This window comes from Cognatundibacterium luofuense (assembly GCF_018139685.1).
Classification (GTDB): domain Bacteria; phylum Pseudomonadota; class Gammaproteobacteria; order Burkholderiales; family Burkholderiaceae_D; genus Undibacterium; species Undibacterium luofuense.
On record NZ_JAGSPN010000010.1, the window covers coordinates 19,941 to 40,749 of the forward strand.

The following is a 20,809-nucleotide window of genomic DNA, read 5'->3' on the forward strand; positions in this document are numbered from 1 at the left end:
TGTGATTTTTTGAAACGGAAACAGTATGAACGATCAGCAGCAAGCATCTGAAGGCATCGTCGCCGAACGCGAATTTCTGGCGTTTCGCCTGGGTAAAGAAGAATACGGCGTGCCGATTCTGCTGACCCAGGAAGTGCGCAGTGTAGAACCGGTGACCGTGATTGCGAATGCACCGGCGCACATGAAAGGTGTGCTGAATCTGCGCGGCGTGATTGTGCCGGTGATGGATATGCGCGTTTGCTTTAACACCGGCCCGGATACGGTGGATGCAGAAACCGTGGTGATTATTCTGCAATTGCACGGCCGCGTGATTGGCATGGTGGTGGATGCGGTATCGGATGTGATCCGCCTGCCGGATTCTGCGATTCGTCCGGCACCGGAAGTCGGCACGGCATTCTCTGCAGATGTGATCGATGGCATTGGTCAGATGGATGAAGGTCGCATGATTATCCTGATCGACATCATCAAGGTCATGCGCCTGCCGGAAGTCGGCTTGCTGAAACCGGAAGCCTGATTTTTTGATAATTTGATGGTTTGATCGTTTGACGGATTACTGCTGACCGGTTTGTATGACGGGCAGCGTGCCAAAGAAAAACAGCCGCATATGCGGCTGTTTTTTTGCGGGAAATTTTCCCGCTGCTGCATGGCGCGGCGGATGGGGCCGCGCCATTGTTGACTGCATTGCCTGCTTAATTGTCGTATTTGAAATTGAATTCGGTCACCACTGTCTGGCCTTTTGCGATCGGTGCGTATTTCCATTGCGATGCAGCGGCAATGACTTCTTTGTCAAATACCTTGGTTGGACGTGCTTTCAGGATTTCCACCTGTGAAACACGGCCATCCGGTTCCACATGCAGACGTGCGCTGACTGCGCCTTCGGTGATACCGGCACGTGCTGCGGCAGTCGGATATTTCGGTGCCGGATTGCTGATCAGTTTCAGGACATTGCTTTTTTCAGGTTCCGGTGCGGCAGCTGGTTTCGGCGCTGGTGCGGCAGCGGCAACCTGAACCGGTGCCGGCGCAGCCTGTACCGGCGCAGGGGCTGGTGCAGCAGCTTGCGGAGCGGGAGTCACCGGTGTCACGGTTTCACGGATAGCCGGTTTGGCTGCTGCAGATGCGGTTTTGGCTTCCTGTGCTTTTTTGGCTTCCTGCGCGGCTTTTTCTGCCTTCTCTTTCGCTTCTTTCGCAGCGCGTTCTTCGGCGGCGATTTGTTGCGGTGTTTTGGTGCCGGCTTTATCCATCCATTGCGTCACATCGGCAACGTGGCCGTGTTTGACCGGATTTTTGACCAGGCCGGTAGGCTGGTCAGGATTGGCCGGTGCAGAGGCTGTTTCTTCCGGGGCAGCCTGTGGTTGCGGGTCTTTGGAACAAGCTGTCAGCAAGCATGCTGCCAGTACACTCGTAATTGCCAGCGAAGGGATGCCCTTGCGGCTGTGGTCTCCTGCCTTCTTCATATCTCTCCATTTACAAAATGCGGTTTATCCTGGCTTGCCGGATGTGGATCTTGTCTGCCTGAAAACGGAAGATTCTTATTGCCAGTGTTGTTATCGCTCTGTGCTTTATTCCCTTGCGTCCGGTCTGCAGACTGCTTGCAGCCGGGTGCTGAAAAATATCGTGCCACGGAAAAAAACAGGGTGCAACAGTTCTTTCATCACGGGCAGGGAATACGGAAATTTGTTTAGCACATTATGTGCCAGTTGTTGTTTTCGGCTCAGTTTGTGCTGGAAAACGGCTATTGCCGGAGATTGTGCAGAAAAAAAGGGCTGACCGTGAGGCCAGCCCGTAAGCAGGGAGCCGCATTGCGGCCAACTACACGAAAAACAGATCAGGATTTGCCGAGTGACTCGTTCAGTTGCTGGGTCACACGTACAAAAGTGGTGCGTTTGGTCAGTTCTTTGAGTTTATGTGCACCAACATAGGTACAGGCCGAGCGCACGCCGCCCAGAATATCCTGCACGGTTTGTTCGACCGGGCCGCGATACGGAACCAGAACTTCCTTACCTTCGGACGCGCGGTATTTGGCAACGCCACCGGCGTATTTATCCATCGCGGCTTTGCTGCTCATGCCGTAGAAGCGTTTGTATTGCTGACCGTCACGTTCAACCAGATCACCGGCACATTCATCATGGCCTGCCAGCATGCCGCCCAGCATAATGAAGTCGGCGCCGCCGCCGAAGGCTTTGGCCAGATCGCCCGGTACCACGCAGCCGCCATCAGCACAAATCTGACCACCAAGGCCATGTGCCGCGTCCGCGCATTCGATGATGGCAGACAGTTGCGGATAACCGACGCCGGTCATTTTGCGGGTGGTGCAGACTGAGCCCGGACCAATGCCGACTTTCACGATATCCGCGCCAGCGAGGATCAGTTCTTCGGTGATATCGCCGGTGACCACGTTACCGGCCATGATGGTCAGTTGCGGGTAAGTCTGGCGGACTTTCTTAACGAATTCGATAAAGGTTTCGGTATAACCGTTGGCGACATCGATACACACGTATTCAATCGCGGAACCGGCTTGCTTCATCACGGTAGTGAATTTTTCGTAATCTGCCGGTGTAATGCCCATCGAGTAAAACACCGCTGATTTGTTTTGCAGGCCGGTGAAAAATCTGACCAGCGTTTCCACATCATAATGTTTATGCAGAGCGACGGATAAGCCGTGCGGTTCCAGCGCATTCGCCATTTCCAGCGTGCCGGTAGTATCCATGTTGGCGGCAATTACCGGTACACCGCGGTAATGACGTTGCGAATGACGGAAAATGAATTCACGTTCCAGTTCGACTTGTGCGCGGGAGGTCAGGGTAGAACGTTTCGGGCGGATCAGGACGTCTTTAAAGTCCAGCTTCAGGGATTCTTCGATGTGCATAACGACTCCAGTATGCGTAGGGCAGACGCGAAAATAGACGGTCGGGGCGCGTGTATGCCTCAGACCGTTGGGCCGTAGTTCAGTATAGTCGGAACGGGGGAAGCGCTGGCATCAGCGCAAGCGATACACGGTATACGAAAATGTGTATACCGTGATCAGAATGAAAAGTGCTCAGTAGGGGGAGGCTCAGTGGCAGCTGCCGTTGCCGCTGTCACGCAGATTGTCGCCGGGGATGGACAGAAATTCCCAGCTGTAACTGTTTTCCTGCAACACCAGTTTCAGCACGCCGTGGTTATTGTTGTCGCGGATTTCGGTATTGGCTTTCGGGAAAAACATCGGCGTTAATTTCGCACCGCCGGTGCCAACCACAAAGCTGCGTATGCCTTTGCGCTCATCCGCTTCGCCCTGCGCATTCATCGGCGCAAAGCGTTCGTAATCATGGTCGTGCGAAGCCAGCACGATGTCTGCACCGGCATCAGCCAGTAATTTCCACGCTGGCCACATTTGCTTGTTATTGCCGTGACCGCCGGAACTGTAAGCAGGGTGATGCCAGAATGCCAGTGTGCAGCGGCTTTTATTCTTTTGCAGTTCGTCTTTCAGCCATTGCAGCTGCGCCTGCATCGCATTGCCGCTGAGCTGGCTGTTCAGCGAATACAGCGTCCAGTTGCCGAGTTTTTTGCTGTAGTAACCGCGCCGGTCCGGGCCAGCCAGTTCACCGAAATAATTGAAATAACCAAGCGCTTTCGGCTGGCCGTAATCATGGTTGCCCGGTGATGGCAGTGTGCGCTCTTTGAAGCGGCCCCAGGTCGGTTCATAACATTCGGTGAATTCCGATGGCGCACCAATCGGGTAAGTATTGTCGCCCAGCGTGACGGCAAAGGCTTGCGGATCTTTGTCCAGCGCTGCGGCGATCAGATTCGCGGTTTGGGCGGCAGCGGTTTGCAATGCCGGTTTTTTGGCGCAGTCGGCAATATCACCGGCGGCGTACAGTGTGTAGACCGGGGCTTTCGCGCGTGGCTTGGCCTGTCCGGCGGCTGGCGTATTGCTGGCGCTGGCAAACACGGGGAGGATCAGACTCAGGGCAGCGAGGGCCAGTTTTTTCATGGAGCAAATCCGTTAGGCAAAAAACCACTATTTTACCTGTGAACGGCTTGCGCTTCCTTCACAGGCAGCGGCACGGCAAAGGGTGCCGGCAAAGTGGCAGGAGCTGCGCTGCCGGGTGCATTCTGCGGCCACTGCAGCGACGGGGAAGCGGTGTGCTGACTATGCCTGAGTTTGCGCTTCACTCAAAGAAAAACATCACGAAAACAGATACTCCCCCCTGTTTTCGTCAAAATCGCCTTGTTGTCGGCATGAATGCTGGGGCTTTTTTGATACCCCCGGGGGTATTTTTGAGGCAAAAAACGGCCGAAAATGGCAAAAAACGGGGATCAGACATGCAACGGAAGGGCGTACCGGTTGCCAGCAGCGCAGGCAATCCGTTACCGAAACAGCGGGGGTGATGTGGCGAATGCGGTTTCCGGCAGCCACACAGCGCGCCGGAAACCGCAGAAAACAGAGGATGGATTTACAGCGACTGACGACGCAGTCGCAACGCGTTGCTGATCACGGACACCGAGCTCAGACTCATCGCCGCGCTGGCCAGCATAGGACTCAGCAGCAAGCCGGTGAACGGGTACAGCAAACCAGCTGCCACCGGTACGCCGATGAAGTTATAGCCGAATGCAAACCACAGGTTCTGGCGGATATTGCCCATGCAGCGCTGGCTTAAGGCAATCGCTTTGCGTATGCCTTGCAAATCGCCTTTGACCAGCACGCATTGCGCTGAATGCAGCGCCACATCGCTGCCATTGCCCATCGCGATACCGGTATTCGCTTTGGCCAGCGCCGGTGCATCGTTGACGCCATCGCCCGCCATCGCAACAATCTGGCCAGCAGCCTGACATTGCTCCACCATGCGGTATTTGTCTTCCGGTGTTACATCGGCATGCCATTCGCTGATACCCAGTTCGGTCGCAACACGCTGTGCGCTGGCGGCATGATCACCGGTCATCAGAATCACGCGTAAACCGGCGGCACGTAATTCGGCAATCGCGGTTTTGCTGTTCGCTTTGATCTGATCTGACAAGGCATACCATGCGACCACGCGCTTGCCTTCACTGAGTAAAGCCAGACTGTCACCGCGTTGCTGCGCAGCTTGTATCGCTTGCTTCACCGGTTGCAAATCCACGACTTGTGCTGCCAGCCAGTCCGGCTTACCGAGGCGCACAATGCGGCCGTACCAGTCTGCCTGCACACCGGCACCGTGTACCGATGTGAAGCCGCTGAGTGTGATCTCCGGCATGTCCGCTTGCTGGCTGCGTACATGACGCAGCAGGGCTTGCGCCAGCGGATGCGCGCTCTGGCTTTCCAGTGCCGCAGTCAGTGCCAGCCAGACTTCCGGCTGTTGTCCGGCATCGCGGTGCAGCCACTGATTGCTGACCACCGGTTTGCCTTCGGTCAGCGTGCCGGTTTTATCAATAATCAGGGTCGTGGTTTTGCCCAGTTGCTCCAGCGCCGCTGCATCCTTAATCAGTATGCCTTCAGACGCGCCGCGCCCCATGCCCACCGTCACCGAAATCGGTGTTGCCAGACCCAGTGCGCAAGGGCAGGCGATGATTAACACCGATACCGCCGCCATCAGACCATGCGCCAGACCCGGTGCCGGTCCCCACAAAGCCCAGCCGGCAAACGCCAGCACGGCAATCAGTATCACCGCCGGAACAAACCAGCCTGCGACTTTGTCGGCCAGTTGCTGCACCGGCGCACGCGAGCGGCTGGCCTGATTAACCAGTTGTATCATGTTGGCGAGCAGGGTTTCGCTACCGATTTTTTCGGCGCGCATTTGCAGGCTGCCTTGCTGGTTCAGCGTGCCGGCAATCAGCGCATCACCTACTTGTTTGCTGACCGCGACCGGTTCGCCGGTCAGCATCGCTTCATCGACATAGCTTTCACCCGATACCACGCGGCCATCGACCGGCACACTGGCGCCCGGACGTATCAGCAACAGATCGCCGCGCTGCACTTCATTCAGTGCAATCTCCTGTGTGCTGCCATCGGCACCGATTCTGACTGCCTGCGACGGTGTCAGTGTTAACAAACGCCGTATCGCGCTGCCGGTCTGCGCACGGGCGCGCAACTCCAGAATTTGTCCGAGCAGCACCAGACTGATGATCACCGCTGCTGCTTCAAAATACAATGGTGGCATACCATCTGCCATAAATGCTTGCGGCAGCAAACCCGGTGCCAGTAAGGCCAGCAGACTGAAGCCGTACGCGGTGGCAGTGCCGATGCCGATTAAACTAAACATATTCAGATTGCGGCTGCGGAACGATGCAATTGCGCGTTCAAAAAACGGTTTTCCGAGCCAGACCACCACCGGCGTTGCCAGTGCGCATTGCAGCCAGTTCCAGATTTGCATCCCCATGCGCTGATGCCAGTTCACGCCGGGCAGCATGTCGGTCATGGTCAGTATCAGTAAGGGCAGGGCCAGCAGCAGGCTGATACGGAAGCGTTTTTCCATATCGCGCAATTCGCTGTCATCTTCTTCCAGCGTCGCTTCTTTGGGTTCCAGCGCCATACCGCAGATCGGGCAAATGCCGGGGCCGATCTGTTCAATTTCCGGGTCCATCGGGCACATATACACTGCATCCGGCGCCGCCGCTTTGCTGGCTGCTGCGCGCGCGGCTTTGCGTTCGGGATCAAGATAGGCTTGCGGATCTTTGCTGAATTTTTGCAGGCAACTGTTGCAGCAGAAATACCAGGTCTGATCCTGATACTGCCACTGATGCTGGCTGTTTTCATTCACCTTCATGCCGCATACCGGATCGGTGTGCGCACCCTGCGCATCGCTGACCATGGTTTCTTTCGCATGGCCGCCACAACAACTGGCGGACGCTGCTTGCAGTGCGGCGGGGCTGACTGGTTTGACCGGCGCTGCAGCAACTGCCATGCCGCCAGCCAGCGGAATGACTTTGCGTGTCTGCACAAAATTTTCCGGTGCCGCATCAAAGCGGGTCTGGCAATGCGGGCTGCAAAAATAATAGGCGACGCCGCGCCAGCGCGATTGCAATGCGCCTTCGCGTACCACACTCATGCCGCAGACCGGATCTTTGGCTGGTTTGGCGGGCGCAGGCTGTTCCGGTGCCGGATGGCCGCCGCAGCATCCGCCCTGATGTTGATGATCGTGTTCCATCGTGACCTCCATAGACGTTTGACCGTATCATAGACTCTGTACCTGAGTACGGAGTCAAGGAGATTTGTATGACACAGCACAAAACTGACAACAGCCCGCAATTTACGATCGGCAAACTGGCTGCTGCAGCCGGCGTGGGCGTGGAAACCATACGCTATTACCAGCGGCGCGGCCTGTTGCCGGTGCCGGATAATGCGCAAGGTTTTCGCCATTATCCGGCGACGCTGGCTGACCGTATCCGCTTTATCCGCCGTGCTCAGGAGCTGGGTTTCAGCCTGGATGAAGTCGGCCATTTGCTGCAGTTAGAGCAGGGCGGCGAACGGGTCGCGATTCGCAGTCTGGCGGGGGAGCGGCTGGCGCAGGTACAGGCCAAAATTCATGATCTGCAAAAGATGGAAAGTATGCTGTCCGGCCTGATACAGGCTTGCGCGCACAGCAGCGGCGATACCGCCTGCCCGATTATTGCGGCACTGGCCGGTGAGCTGGCTGTGTCCGCGCCGGACTGTCCGCCTGAGCGTCCGGACTGTCCGGTGTCCGGCTGCGGACACTGATGCCTGATTATGCTGAAATAAAAAATCCTTTTAAATCAAAGGTTTAAAAATTTTTAAAAGCTGGCACGGTTTTCGCGATAGTCAGGATACAACTGACCGGAGAACCTTATGTCTGCGCAATCCGATTTTCTTCTGACTGGCTGGTGGCAACGCTGCCAGCAACTGGCGACAGCAACACTGCTGGCGGTGGTCTTGCTCGCCTGCACGATGACATTGCTGACCCGCGCCGAATCCTACAGCGTCCTCACGCTGCGTTCGGTTCCGACCGCAGGCGCGGACAGCGCGTGTCCTTCAGTCGGTCTCCGCATCGATGTCAGCCGCCAGACTTATCGCATCGAAGCATGCTGGCAAATCCGGCAGTGGCAATTGCGCTATCTATACAGCGGTGTGTGGACATTCGCTACAAAAAATCTTCGCAGCCTGAGCCCGGCAGGGGCTTGGTCTGCTCCTTCCTTACTGTCTGAAAATACGGAATATGATGAACTCGATTCGTGATACCTCGGCGCAGGATACGGTGCTGCTGGCACAACGCTGGTGGCAGAAAAAGCGCGTCTGGCTGATTGCAGCCTGCATCAGCGGAGCAGCGGTGGCCAGTGCGCTGCTGATACAGCAATGGACAACGCGCACGCTGGCAGTGTCGCGCGACAGTCTGGGGATTGCCACGGTCACCCGTGGCACTCTGGTGCGCGATATCGTGGTGAATGGCAAGCTGGTGGCGGCGAATAGTCCCGCTTTGTACTCCACTACCAGCGCTACGGTGCGTTTTAAAGTAAAGGCCGGTGATGCAGTGCGCGCCGGTGATGTGGTAGCGGAGCTGGATTCGCCGGATCTGATGTCTGAGCTGAGACGTGAAGAAGCCAGTCTGCAGCAATTAGAAGCGGATATTGAGAAACAGAAAATTCTGGCACGTAAGCAAAAATTGCTGGCACAACGTGATGCTGATACGGCGGAAATCGAAAGACTCACGGCAGAACGCGCTTATCAGCGTATAGAGCAGGCCGGTGTTGCCGGTGTGGTGCAGAAAAATGAATTTCAGCGCGCCCGTGATGCACTGGAAGCGGCAGGTATTCGTGCCAGACATGCGCGTCAGGCCAGTGAACTGGAAAATGAAGAAGTCGTACAAACCCTGCGCAGCAAACAGGCCCAACTGCAGCAACAGCAACTGGTGCGCGACAATCTGCAGCGCCGTGTTGATCAGTTACGTCTGCGTGCCCCGGTGTCCGGTGTGGTTGGCACACTGGCGGTGGCAGACCGCACGGTGGTCGCAGCGAATACCGCGCTGATGACGCTGGTGGATTTATCTGAGCTGGAAACCGAGCTGGAAATTCCGGAATCCTATGTGTCAGAACTGAGCGTTGGCATGCCGGTGGAGCTGAATGTGAACGGCAGCAAAGTAACGGCTTCACTCAGCGCATTATCGCCGGAAGTGGTCAGAAATCAGGTCGTTGCACGTGCCCGTTTCAGTGGCAGCATGCCTGCCGGTTTGCGCCAGAGCCAGCGTGTCAGTGCGCGTTTGTTACTGGAATCCCGCCCGAATGTGCTGATGCTGAGTCGCGGATCTTTCCTCGAACAGGATGGCGGACAAACAGCCTGGGTAGTGCAGGACAATCAGGCGATTCGTAAACCTGTGCGCACCGGTGCAACCAGTCTCAGTGCAGTGGAAATTCTCAGTGGCTTGCGTGAGGGTGAGCAGGTTGTGATATCGGGTGCTGAGCGCTTCGGCGATCATTCCCGCGTGCAGGTTAATCAGCACTGAAAAGTGCAGCGTATTTTCTCAAGAAAGGAATTCAGATGCTGGTCATGAAAAATCTGAGCAAGGTGTATCGCACACATTTAGTCGAAACCCATGCTTTACGTGGTCTGGATATGGAAGTCAAAGAAGGTGAGTTTGTGACGGTGACCGGCCCTTCCGGTTCCGGTAAAACCACGTTTCTGAATATTGCCGGTTTGCTGGAAGATTTCAGTGCCGGTGAATATTTGCTGGATGGCGTCAAGGTGCAGGGCTTGAACGATACCCAGCGTACACGCTTACGTAATGAAAAACTGGGTTTTATTTTTCAGGGATTCAACCTGATACCGGATCTGAATCTGGCGGATAACGTCGATGTGCCTTTGCGCTATCGTGGTTTCAGCGCGGCAGAACGGCGCGAACGGATTGAATCCGCACTGGAAAAAGTCGGTCTTATCTCACGCCGCAAACATTACCCGTCTGAGTTGTCAGGCGGGCAGCAACAGCGGGTGGCGATTGCACGTGCGCTGGCAGGAAATCCGCGCTTGCTGCTGGCCGATGAACCTACCGGTAATCTGGATACGCAAATGGCGCGCGGCGTGATGGAGTTGCTGGAACAGATTAATCAGGCCGGCACGACGATCCTGATGGTGACGCATGATCCGGAGCTGGCGGTGCGGGCGCAGCGTAATGTTCACATTATTGATGGTCAGGTCGCGGATCTGGTGCACCCTGTGCCCAGCCTGCGTCAGGCATCACGTTAAGCGGAGTCGCCATGTTCACGTATTATTTCTGGCTTGGTTTGCGTGCCCTGCGTCGCCATCGCTGGCTGACCGGCTTAACCGTCATGATTTTGTCGGTGGGCGTTGCGGTCAGTATCGCTGCACTGACAATTTTGCATCTGATGTCGGCAGATCCTTTACCGTTTAAGAGCGACCGTGTGCTGACCACGGTGCTTGATAATGGCCCGTCGGAAGGTTACCGGCCCGGTGATCAGTATGTAGATCATCAGATGAGTTATATCGATCTGATGGCATTGCTGGAGCGCGCACCTGCCATGCGCAAAGCCGGTATGTATGCGGTACAGAGTCCGGTGGAAATGCCGCGTAAAGAGCTTGGCGTTTTGTCCGGCATGGGCGTGGCCGGTACGCTGGACTGGTTCGGTATGCTGGAAATTCCGTTTCTGGCCGGACAGCCGTGGTCGCTGCAGGATGATCAGCGCGGTGCCGCTGTGGTGGTGATTTCAAAAAAATTCGCTGCGAAATTATTTGGTTCAGAGCCAGCGCTCGGTAAAAGTATCACGATGTGGGGCCGGCCTTATCAGGTGGCAGGCGTTATGGATGAATGGCATGTGCGGCCGCGTTTTTATCTGATTAACGGACGCAGCGGTGCATTTGCTAATGATGAAGATTTTGTGATTCCGTTCAGGAATGCAATGCAGAATGAAATCCCGCATGCCGGTGGCATGAGTTGTTCTAACCGGAGCGATGCAAGCTGGAAATCATTGCTGGAGTCGGAATGTACCTGGCTGATGTTCTGGGCTGAACTGAAAAATGCTTCGGACCGGCCACAACTGGAAGCATTTCTGCGTGCTTATCAACAGGAGCAGGAAGCACATGAGCGTTTCCCGCGTAAGGCGGCAGTCCGGGTTTTCAATATCCGCGAATGGCTGACGGAACGGAAAATTGTCGGTGCAGAAAATAAAATGGCGGCATGGCTGGCGAGCGGATTCTTACTGTTGTGTCTGGTGAATGCAGTCGGATTATTGCTGGCGCGTTTTTCACGCAGAGCGGCGGAAGTCGGTGTGCGGCGTGCGCTCGGTGCTTCGCAAATCCAGATATTTTTTCAGTTCTTAACCGAGAGTGCTGTCATGGGGATTGCAGGCGCAATCGGCGGAGTATTGCTCAGCCTGCTGCTGTTATATCTGATCGGTTCGCAGTCGGCTTATCTGAAAGTAGTGACCCGTATGGACTGGACCATGCTGGGCGTGACAGTGCTGATGTCTTTATCAGCCGCAATGTGTGCCGGTGTGTTTCCGGCCTGGCGGGCATGCAGAGTAACACCGGCTATTCAGCTTAAATCTCAGTGAGGAAATGATGACAGGACTTTTTCAACCGGGGCCGGTGCTGGCCGCAATGCTGCGCCATAAAACGGGTCCTTTGTTGGTGGCATTGCAAGTCGCGCTGAGTCTGGCGATTCTGTGTAATGCGATGCTGATGATCAGTGAGCGATTGAGCATGGCAGCAAGGCCGAGCGGCATTGCAAATGAACAGGATGTGTTTTACGTGCATGTCAGCAATCAGAAAGTTGACGGACACGAAGCGCAACTGGCGATGCAAAAACAGGAGGAGCAAACCATGCTTGCAGTGCCCGGTGTGGAGGGAGTTGCGCGTACCAATTCTGTACCGATGTCACAGTCCGGCTGGTATAACTCACTTTCGCAAAGCGGTGAGCCTGAAAGCGCAACGGTGACGGCAGCTGCATTTATGTCACCGGGTTCACTGATCAGCGTCTGGAAGCTGAAGCTGACGGAAGGCCGTGATTTTCTGCCGGAAGATGTGATGGAGGCAGACAGTAAGGCGATGACCAGTTTGCCGGGCGTTGGTGTCGTGACCAGAGCGCTGGCAAAGCGTTTGTATCCGAATGACAGCAGTTATGTCGGCAAGTATTTTTATAACGGCAGAGGCAGTGGTGCAGACCGCATCCGTATTGTCGGCGTGGTTGATCATATACAGTCGCCGAATGCAAATGCAGGACCTGACGACAGCCTGGGGTTTATCCTGCCGATACGTGCTACACAGGATACCTATTCCGGATACACCGTCCGTGCCCGCGCCGGACAGGCAGACCGTGTAATGCGCGATGTGACTGCAGCATTGCGTAAAGCGTCTGTTTCACCGTTAAAAATCGATATGCGCAGTGTTTCTGAAATTCGTGCCGACCGCTATCGTAATGATTACGGCATGTCGTGGATGCTGATTGCCGTGTGTGGTTTGCTGTTTCTGGTGACGGCAACCGGCATCATCGGTATGTGCAGCTTGTGGGTCAGCCAGCGTACCCGTCAGATTGGCATTCGCCGTGCGCTGGGTGCGCGTCGTGTCGATATTCTTGCCTACTTTCTGACAGAAAATCTGATGATCACGACAGGTGGCATCGTGCTGGGTGTACTGCTGGCAATGGGGCTCAACCAGTTACTGATTCGTGAATTTGAAATGGCAGCGCTGCCAGCGCATTATCTGTTACTGACGCCGCTGGTGTTCTGGCTGCTGGGTCTGGTTTCGGCTGCAGCACCGTCGTGGCGCGCTGCCTGCGTTGCACCGGCAACCGCAACACGTACGGTGTAAGGCTTGGCGCGGACATGACGAAATGGTATGTTGTGTGCGCCGGTCATCCCGGTTTTTCTGACGCTTCCGGAGTAAATGCATGCCGCTGGTACTGATCATTGATGATAACCCCGCTGTTGTGATGGCGCTGGAGGTGCTGTTATCGCTGCATGATATGCAGACGATCCATGCTGCATCTCCGCAAGAGGGGATGGCGCAATTGCAGGCACATGCAGTGGATCTGGTGATACAGGATATGAACTTCTCCGCCGATACCACGTCCGGTGACGAGGGTGTGGCCTTGTTTCATCAGATACGTGATGCGTTTCCGGATATGCCGGTGATTTTACTGACGGCATGGACGCATCTGGATGTCGCGGTAAGGCTGATCAAAGCCGGTGCGGCAGATTATCTGGGCAAGCCCTGGGATGATGAACGTCTGATGACCACGGTACGCAATCTGATTGAGCTGGGTCAGGCCGGTCGTTCGCTGCGTCAGCGACTGGCGCGTGACGTACAGGAAAAACAGGCGCTGGAGCAGCGTTACGATTTATGTGATCTGATCTGGCAGGATGCAGCGATGGCGCGCTTGCTGCAAATGGCATGTCAGGTTGCCGTGTCGGATGTGCCGGTGCTGATTACCGGTCCGAACGGTGCGGGAAAGGAAAAAATTGCGCAAATCGTGCAACGCAATTCATCGGTGAAGGATGGCCCGTTTGTGGTGCTGAACTGCGGTGCAATTCCTGCCGAACTGATCGAGGCAGAATTATTCGGTGCGGAAGCCGGTTCCTATACCGGCGCTGCAAAAGCGCGTGAGGGAAAGTTTGAAGCGGCTGACGGTGGCACGCTGTTTCTGGATGAAATCGGCAATTTACCGTTAAGCGGGCAAATGAAGTTATTGCGCGTGCTGGAGACAGGCAGTTTTCAGCGCCTCGGTTCAAATCGCGAGCGGCGTGTCAAAGTCCGTATCCTGAGTGCCACCAATGCCGACTTACCGGCGATGATCCGCGCCGGACAATTCCGCGAAGATTTGTATTACCGGCTGAACGTCATACCGCTGACGGTGCAGTCGCTGAATGAGCGGCCTGACGATATTCTGCCATTGGCGCAGGCTTTCCTCGGGGCGCACAAGCAACTGAGTCAGGACGCAGTGCAGGCTTTACAGCAGTATCCGTGGCCGGGCAATGTCCGCGAGTTAAAGAATCTGATGCAGCGGGTGCAGTTATTGTGCCCGCATGCAATGATCGGTCGCGATGATTTACAGTTACCGGTTTCCGGTCCGCGTTCAAAAGAGACTGAGGCAGGTCCCGATAAAGCCAGCATCGAAGCTGCGCTGGCGCAGGCAGGTGGCGTCGTGGCGCAAGCGGCGGCGACGCTTGGTCTGAGCCGGCAATCGTTGTACCGGCGTATGGAACGTTTCGGCATAGACCGTCACTGAGCCTGAACGATGCGTATCATTCACTGGTTACGGAAATCCACATTTACCCGACGCCTATTGCTGGTGCCTTCGCTGATGCTGGCGGCAATCTTGCTTACCGCCTTTTTTCTTTACCGTCATCCGGCGGAGATTGCGACAGTGTACGTTCTTATCGCGGTGTTGCTGGCGCTGAGCGTATTGCAGATTGTGTGGCTGCAGCGCGAATCCAGCGAGGTGCTGGCCTTGTTCCGTGCCCTGAGCGGTACGGTCTATTGTTATAAAGACGGTGATTACAGTTTTGGTATTCACTGGCCGCGTCCGGATGAACTGGGGGAGCTGGCGCTGGCCCATCAGCAACTGGCTGGCAGTCTGCGTGACCAGCGTCTGCACCTTGCGCAGCGTGAGTTGTTACTGGACACCATGCTGCAAAACACGCCGGTAGCAATGTTGCTGGTGAATGAGCAGGAAAATATTCTGTATGCGAATTTAGCGGCCCGCCATTTTCTGAATGAAGGCAGGCAACTGGAGGGTTTTCATTTATCTGCCCTGATGCCCGCGCTGTCACCCGCGCTGGTAGCTGCCTTGCAGCAGGAAAATGATGGCTTGTTCACCGACACCGCAACAAGCGGTGAAGCGGATGCCGCAGATCAGCCCGAAACCTATCATCTGGCACAGCGCCAGTTTTTACTGAACGGCCGGCGTCATCGCCTTATCATGCTGAGACAGCTGACTGCGGAATTGCGGCGTCAGGAAGTGCAGACCTGGAAAAAAGTGATCCGGGTGATCAGCCATGAACTGAATAACTCGCTGGCACCGATGCGTTCGCTGGCTCACTCCGGACAACTGATGATGCAGCGCGGACAGACCGAGCGGGTTCCTGAACTATTCAGTGCAATTGCAGACCGCGCGAATCATCTTGATCAGTTCATTCAGGGTTACGCCAGTTTTTCCAAACTACCTGCGCCCCGACTGGAGCAGCACAGCTGGGAAGCCTTTTTCGCTGGCCTGTCTGGTCAGTATGCATTTACTCAATATGGTCAGATGACCGGACAGACGTTTGTGGCAGACCGGGCGCAACTGGAGCAGGCGATGATAAATCTGTTGAAGAATGCCGCAGATGCCGCGCCGGACAGCACGCCGGAAGTGCACTTGCAGCGCTTGCCCGATGGCTGGCGGATTGATGTCATGGACAACGGGCCGGGTATGAGTCCGGCCGTACTGGAAAATGCACTAGTGCCTTTTTATTCCACTAAACGTCACGGAACCGGACTGGGGCTGGCGCTGACCAGAGAAATTATCGAGGCGCATGGTGGCCGCATCAGTCTGCATAACCGCCCGCAAGCGGGATTATGTGTCAGCCTGTTTCTGGCGCAGACTGATGTGAGCAATGCCTCACAAAGCAGCGTTCCCGAATAAACACTGCATGGTCTGGCGATGGGCTGCGTGTAAGGCATGCCCGTCTTTCCTGACTTTGGCCAGAATCGACGCACCGATCCAGCTACTGTATAAAAAACTGGCCAGCTCAGAGGGTTCAGAGTTCGCTGCGACGCTGCCTTCCTGAATTGCATCACGAATCACACCTGCAATCTGATCGCAGTGCAGCGCCATTCCTTCTGACAATGCCTGCCGCATTGCGTCCGATAAATCGGCTACTTCCGCCGCCAGCTTCACGCCAAGGCAAAGCTTGTTGCAGCCAGGGACGTCAGCGAGGCTGAGCCATTGATCAAAATACAAAATCAGCTTTTGCTTTGCGCTGAGTTCACTGTCGCCGAATAATTCAGCCGTTTTTTGCTGATAGTCACGGAAATATCGTTCAAGTAATGCGACGCCGAATGCCTCTTTGGAGGCGAAATAATGGTAGAACGAACCTTTTGGCACTGTTGCGGCAGAAAGCAATTCGCTCAGCCCCATTGCACTGAAGCCTTTACCGAGGATCAGGCATTCGCCAGTTGCCAGTATCCGCTCGCGGGTATCCTGGATGGCAGGTCGGTTTTCATTGCTCATGTTAAGATCTATTGGACCGGTCGTCTAATCAGTATAGCGCGTATACAAAAAAGTACGGCAGGTTTGTGGAAAGTAGAAAAAATTGTAACAATCGTCTATGATACCACTCCGCTTTATGCGAAAATGCTAAATTCCTGACTAGTACCATTTGATCTTTTTTCATTCCAATCTTTCACTATGTTCCGCTGGCTTTTTTTAAATGAGAGTGCTCTCGCGCCTGCCGAACATGCTGCATGGAAGATCAGTACGCTCAGGATTTTGCTGGTTTCCGGCTTCATTCTGGAAGCCTGGGTGGCATTGCACAGTTCTTTCCGCGCCGTGGAGCGCGGAGCCTACGAAATTCTGCTGACAGTCGTCAGCCTGTATGCGCTGAAATCCGTCGCTATCTGGGGGTCCCGTAAATATCCCCGATTCAGCGCAGCGTTATTATTGCTGAATATCTACGGCATAGCGAGTGCCATCAGTATCTTCACCCGCGATCCCGATCTGGCCAAACTGGGCTATATGTTTGTTTACATCACGCCGATTCTGGCGCGGATATTTTTCCACAGCCGTCTTGCACTGACTCTGATGCTGCTGAATACGATACCGTATGTCAGTGTTATCAGCGGGTACTCACATTCGCTTGAAGGTCATCATTCGATTCCGGATGCAGAGGTGTATATCCACACCCTGTTTTACTTCTTCTTTAATATCTGTCTGCCACTGGCTGTCTTCCGCATTCTGTATGCACTGGATACGACGCTGGTGCGCTATCAGGACACCAGTGGTGCATTGCAGGTCAGCCACGCACAGTATCAGGAAGTGTTTGAAAATGCCGGAACCGCGCTGCTGCTGACGGATGCCTACGGACAAATCCTGCAGGCAAATCAGCAGGCAAATCACTTGCTGGGCCGGAATCCGGAAACCGACAGTGAGCTGGCACTGTTCGGCTGGCTGTCGCTGGATGAAAGCTTCAAATTGTCGCAGGCTGATGAGGTGGCGGGCTTGCGCACATCGGCGTATCGCACACGTGATGGCAAGCTGGTAGCGCTCGATAATATTTCCCAGACATCAACAGAGCATTACATTGTAGCTTTGCGCGATGTCTCCGGCCTGCACAAAATGCAGCATGCACTGAAAGCCAGTATTGAGCGTCAGGATTACCTGAGTAGTCATGACTCACTGACCAATTTGCCGAATCGCGATATGTTGCGCCAGTTCCTGCAGCAAAAGCTGGAAGGCTTATCGACGGATCAGGTGACAGCGCTGGTGTCATTCAGACTGAACAGTGTACGTCAGGCAAATCAGCAATTCGGTGCTCATACAGGCGACGTTCTGCTGCGCCGCTTTGCAGACGAGTTAACGCAGGTTTTGCCAAAAAACTGCTTCTGTGCCCGCTTGCGCAGCATCGTGTTTTCATTTGTGATTGACCAGTTGCATTCACCTGCGGACGTGGTTCAGTTTGTTGATCAGATTCGTGAGGCAATGCCTAAGGAACTGATGGTGAACGGCGAATTACTACTGGTCCAGTTTTCTGCCGGAATTGCCGTCTTGCGGCCTGAAGATAAAGAGCCGGATGAGCTGATACGCCGCAGTGAAGTTGCACTGGATACATCCCGCAGGGGCTCAGATCAGAACGTCACGCTGTTTGATGAACATGATGCTAACCAGATCCGCCGTAATGTGGAAATCGAAGTTGGTATTCTGAACGGACTGAAAGCTGGCGAATTCCATCTGATGTATCAGCCCAAAGTTGACTGGGATGGCAGAATCGCGGGTGTCGAAGCACTTATCCGCTGGGTATCTCCGTCGCTGGGGAAAGTGGCTCCGTCCGAGTTTATTCCGATTGCAGAACGCTCGGGTCTGGTGCGTCAGGTCAGTAATTTTGTGATTGAACAAAGCTGCTCGCAGATACGTGCCTGGCTGGATGAGTTTGGGCACAGTCCGGTTGTTGCGATTAATCTGGCTGTCAGTGATATTGCCCGCCCGGATCTGATCAGTCTGATTGATGATACCTGCGCACGCTATCGTATCGCGACCAGCTACCTTGAGCTGGAAATTACCGAAACCGGTCTGATCGCGAATGAGCAGCAATCTATCGAGCACCTGAATGTCCTGAAAAACCGTGGTTTCGGTATCGCGATCGACGACTTTGGTACCGGGTATTCATCACTGTCCAAACTCAGTCATTTCCCTGCGCATACGGTTAAAATTGACCGCTCTTTTGTGGCCCAGATAGGCTATAACCGTAAGAGTGAAATGATTGTTAAGGCGATCGTTTCACTGGCTGAAATTCTGGCATGTAATACGATTGCGGAGGGTGTGGAAAACGAATCACAGGAGCAATTCCTGAAAGAAGTCGGTTGTCAGTATTTCCAAGGGTATCTGTATTATCGTCCACTTGATCTGGACGGTATGCGTAGCTTATTAAGTCAGCCCGGACTGAATCTCTCAGCAGACCAGATGATCGCTGATCAGATGTTAAAAACAGGCAACACTGCAGCCTGAGTTATACACAATTCCGTGTTCGAGGATGTGTCATATTCCTTCCTGACTTGCATTAAAGCAGTCACAAAACAGCATTCGATATTCGTTTATTGCGTTACCTCACAGAATTTTTTTGTCATTTTGTGAAATGAATTATTTAACGCAACACAATTTCCCAAATTCATCTACACTAAAGTCATAGTCTGCAGGTTGGTGACACCACCGGCTGTCTGTGACCAATGCTGCTGTTCGGAATTTGCGTGTTGATGCTTAACCCGGGAGGTCAGGATGAACATCTTTGACAACTATGCTGCACGGTATGAACGGACCAGAGAAGAAGAGTATTCTATGCAGGAATATCTTGAGCTCTGCAAGAAAGACAAACTTGCATTTGCCAGCGCTGCCGAACGTATGCTGGCTGCGATCGGTGAACCTGAACTGATCGACACCCGCCATGATTCGCGCCTCTCGCGCATCTTCTCAAATAAAGTGATTAAGATTTACCCTGCATTCCGTGAGTTTTACGGTATGGAAGAGGTGATTGAACAAGTGGTTTCATATTTCCGGCATGCTGCGCAGGGACTGGAAGAGAAAAAGCAAATTCTTTATTTGCTTGGCCCTGTCGGTGGCGGTAAATCATCAATCGCTGAAAAACTCAAATACCTGATGGAGCGGATTCCGTTTTACTGCATCAAGGGGTCGCCGATTAATGAGTCTCCGCTTGGCTTGTTTAATGAAGATGAAGATGGCGCTATTCTTGAAGAAGACTATGGGATTCCCCGTCGCTATCTGAAAACAATTCCGAGTCCCTGGGCTGTGAAACGGTTGCATGAATTTAACGGGGATATTAATAAATTCCGTGTGGTGAAGCGCTATCCTTCGGTTCTGAAACAGATAGCGGTTTCCAAGACTGAGCCGGGCGATGAAAATAATCAGGATATTTCATCGCTGGTAGGTAAGGTGGATATCCGTAAGCTGGAAGATTTTTCTCAGGATGATCCTGATGCTTATAGCTATTCCGGTGGCCTGTGCCTTGCCAATCAGGGGCTGATGGAATTTGTAGAAATGTTTAAAGCCCCGATCAAAGTGCTGCATCCTTTGCTCACGGCAACGCAGGAAGGCAATTTCAAGGGAACAGAGGGCTTTGGTGCGATTCCGTTTGAAGGTGTAATTCTTGCTCACTCAAATGAATCAGAATGGAAGAGCTTTAAAAATAATAAAAATAATGAAGCATTTCTGGATCGTATCTATATCGTCAAAGTCCCGTATTGCCTGCGTATCTCGGATGAAATTCATATTTACGAAAAGCTGATACGCAGTTCTTCGCTCGCTCTGGCGCCATGTGCGCCCGGAACTCTGAAAATGATGGCGCAGTTTGCAGTATTGTCGCGTCTGAAAGAGCCTGAAAATTCCAGTGTTTTCAGCAAGATGATGGTGTATGACGGCGAAAATCTGAAAGATACGGATCCGAAAGCTAAATCGCTGCAGGAGTACTCTGATTATGCCGGCGTTGATGAAGGGATGACCGGACTTTCCACGCGCTTCGCGTTCAAAATACTTTCTAAAGTATTTAATTTTGATAATACAGAGGTGGCGGCAAATCCTGTTCATTTGCTGTACGTGCTTGAGCAGCAGATAGAGCGTGAACAATTTGCGGCTGAAACAGAGCAAAAATACATTTCCTATATCAAAGAATATCTGGCACAGAGATATGCTGAATTTATTGGTAAAGAAATTCAGACAGCTTATCTGGAAAGCTACTCTGAGTACGGCCAGAATATTTTTGACAGATACGTCACGTTTGCCGATTTCTGGATTCAGGATCAGGAGTTCCGCGATCCGGATACGGGTGAAAGTTTCGACCGGGAGTCACTGAATAACGAGCTCGAAAAAATCGAAAAACCTGCAGGCATTTCGAATCCGAAAGATTTCCGGAATGAGATTGTCAATTTTGTATTGCGAGCCCGGGCGCAGAATGGCGGAAAAAATCCGACCTGGACCAGTTACGAAAAGCTGCGCACAGTTATCGAGAAAAAAATGTTCTCGAATACGGAAGATCTGTTGCCGGTTATTTCATTTAATGCGAAAGCCAGTGCGGAAGATGCGAATAAGCATCAGGAATTTGTTAACCGCATGGTCAGTAAGGGATATACACCGAAACAGGTTCGCTTGCTGTGTGAATGGTATCTGAGGGTCAGAAAGTCATCTTAGTGATG

The 20,809-nt window shown here is 53.7% G+C and carries 16 protein-coding genes and 1 pseudogene; 11 read left to right on the forward strand and 6 right to left on the reverse strand.

Annotation, left to right across the window (positions count from 1 at the left end; genetic code table 11):
• Nucleotides 1-25 precede the first annotated feature (25 nt).
• A complete protein-coding gene (locus tag KDM89_RS13370) occupies nucleotides 26-514 on the forward strand; it encodes a chemotaxis protein CheW (protein ID WP_212688435.1) in 489 nt (162 codons plus the stop codon).
• A 175-nt stretch (nucleotides 515-689) separates the two neighbouring features.
• Here the strand turns inward: KDM89_RS13370 and KDM89_RS13375 are convergent, their stop codons facing one another.
• The 5 genes and pseudogenes from KDM89_RS13375 to KDM89_RS23065 form a co-directional block, all read right to left on the reverse strand.
• The gene (locus KDM89_RS13375; protein ID WP_212688436.1) at nucleotides 690-1,454 is read right to left on the reverse strand and encodes an energy transducer TonB; all 765 of its coding nucleotides are present in this window, start codon (nucleotides 1,452-1,454) and stop codon (nucleotides 690-692) included.
• 371 nt (nucleotides 1,455-1,825) lie between these two features.
• Complete coding sequence (locus KDM89_RS13380; protein WP_212688437.1) at nucleotides 1,826-2,866, reverse strand: GMP reductase; 1,041 nt, start codon at nucleotides 2,864-2,866, stop codon at nucleotides 1,826-1,828.
• A gap of 186 nt (nucleotides 2,867-3,052) precedes the next feature.
• Nucleotides 3,053-3,970, reverse strand: a complete 918-nt coding sequence (locus tag KDM89_RS13385; protein WP_212688438.1) for a metallophosphoesterase family protein — start codon at nucleotides 3,968-3,970, stop codon at nucleotides 3,053-3,055.
• 463 nt (nucleotides 3,971-4,433) lie between these two features.
• Nucleotides 4,434-6,284, reverse strand: coding sequence for a copper-translocating P-type ATPase (locus KDM89_RS13390; RefSeq protein WP_438947524.1), 1,851 nt, complete (start codon nucleotides 6,282-6,284; stop codon nucleotides 4,434-4,436).
• A gap of 195 nt (nucleotides 6,285-6,479) precedes the next feature.
• Nucleotides 6,480-7,112 (reverse strand): annotated as a pseudogene (locus KDM89_RS23065) (YHS domain-containing protein); the annotation flags it as partial.
• A gap of 56 nt (nucleotides 7,113-7,168) precedes the next feature.
• Here KDM89_RS23065 and KDM89_RS13395 point away from each other — a divergent pair.
• The 8 genes from KDM89_RS13395 to KDM89_RS13430 all read left to right on the forward strand — a co-directional run bounded on the left by KDM89_RS13395 (nucleotide 7,169) and on the right by KDM89_RS13430 (nucleotide 15,536).
• On the forward strand, nucleotides 7,169-7,651 hold the full coding sequence (locus KDM89_RS13395; protein WP_212688440.1) for a MerR family transcriptional regulator: 483 nt from the start codon (nucleotides 7,169-7,171) through the stop codon (nucleotides 7,649-7,651).
• Between the two features lie 108 nt (nucleotides 7,652-7,759).
• Nucleotides 7,760-8,146: a hypothetical protein gene (locus KDM89_RS13400; protein WP_212688441.1), complete on the forward strand. Its 387-nt coding sequence runs from the start codon at nucleotides 7,760-7,762 to the stop codon at nucleotides 8,144-8,146.
• Nucleotides 8,127-9,407 (forward strand): efflux RND transporter periplasmic adaptor subunit, encoded by a 1,281-nt coding sequence (locus KDM89_RS13405; protein WP_230427863.1) that lies wholly within the window; start codon nucleotides 8,127-8,129, stop codon nucleotides 9,405-9,407. The genes KDM89_RS13400 and KDM89_RS13405 overlap by 20 nt, the downstream gene beginning before the upstream one ends.
• 35 nt (nucleotides 9,408-9,442) lie before the next feature.
• On the forward strand, nucleotides 9,443-10,144 hold the full coding sequence (locus tag KDM89_RS13410; protein ID WP_212688442.1) for an ABC transporter ATP-binding protein: 702 nt from the start codon (nucleotides 9,443-9,445) through the stop codon (nucleotides 10,142-10,144).
• A gap of 11 nt (nucleotides 10,145-10,155) precedes the next feature.
• Nucleotides 10,156-11,469 carry an ABC transporter permease gene (locus KDM89_RS13415; RefSeq protein ID WP_212688443.1) on the forward strand — a complete coding sequence of 438 codons (1,314 nt, stop codon included), beginning with the start codon at nucleotides 10,156-10,158 and terminating at the stop codon, nucleotides 11,467-11,469.
• Nucleotides 11,470-11,473: 4 nt separating this feature from the next.
• Nucleotides 11,474-12,724 carry an FtsX-like permease family protein gene (locus KDM89_RS13420; protein WP_212688444.1) on the forward strand — a complete coding sequence of 417 codons (1,251 nt, stop codon included), beginning with the start codon at nucleotides 11,474-11,476 and terminating at the stop codon, nucleotides 12,722-12,724.
• A gap of 79 nt (nucleotides 12,725-12,803) precedes the next feature.
• Nucleotides 12,804-14,141: a sigma-54-dependent transcriptional regulator gene (locus KDM89_RS13425; protein WP_212688445.1), complete on the forward strand. Its 1,338-nt coding sequence runs from the start codon at nucleotides 12,804-12,806 to the stop codon at nucleotides 14,139-14,141.
• A gap of 9 nt (nucleotides 14,142-14,150) precedes the next feature.
• Entirely contained in the window at nucleotides 14,151-15,536 is a 1,386-nt protein-coding gene (locus tag KDM89_RS13430) for a sensor histidine kinase (RefSeq protein WP_212688446.1), read from the forward strand.
• Here KDM89_RS13430 and KDM89_RS13435 read toward each other — a convergent pair.
• Nucleotides 15,513-16,124 carry a TetR/AcrR family transcriptional regulator gene (locus KDM89_RS13435; protein ID WP_212688447.1) on the reverse strand — a complete coding sequence of 204 codons (612 nt, stop codon included), beginning with the start codon at nucleotides 16,122-16,124 and terminating at the stop codon, nucleotides 15,513-15,515. The two genes, KDM89_RS13430 and KDM89_RS13435, sit on opposite strands and share 24 nt — an antisense overlap.
• A 177-nt stretch (nucleotides 16,125-16,301) precedes the next feature.
• On the opposite strand from KDM89_RS13435, the gene KDM89_RS13440 reads away from it, so the two are divergent.
• A complete protein-coding gene (locus KDM89_RS13440) occupies nucleotides 16,302-18,614 on the forward strand; it encodes a putative bifunctional diguanylate cyclase/phosphodiesterase (protein WP_212688448.1) in 2,313 nt (770 codons plus the stop codon).
• Nucleotides 18,615-18,881: 267 nt separating this feature from the next.
• Entirely contained in the window at nucleotides 18,882-20,804 is a 1,923-nt protein-coding gene (locus KDM89_RS13445; RefSeq protein WP_212688449.1) for a PrkA family serine protein kinase, read from the forward strand.
• Nucleotides 20,805-20,809 lie beyond the last annotated feature (5 nt).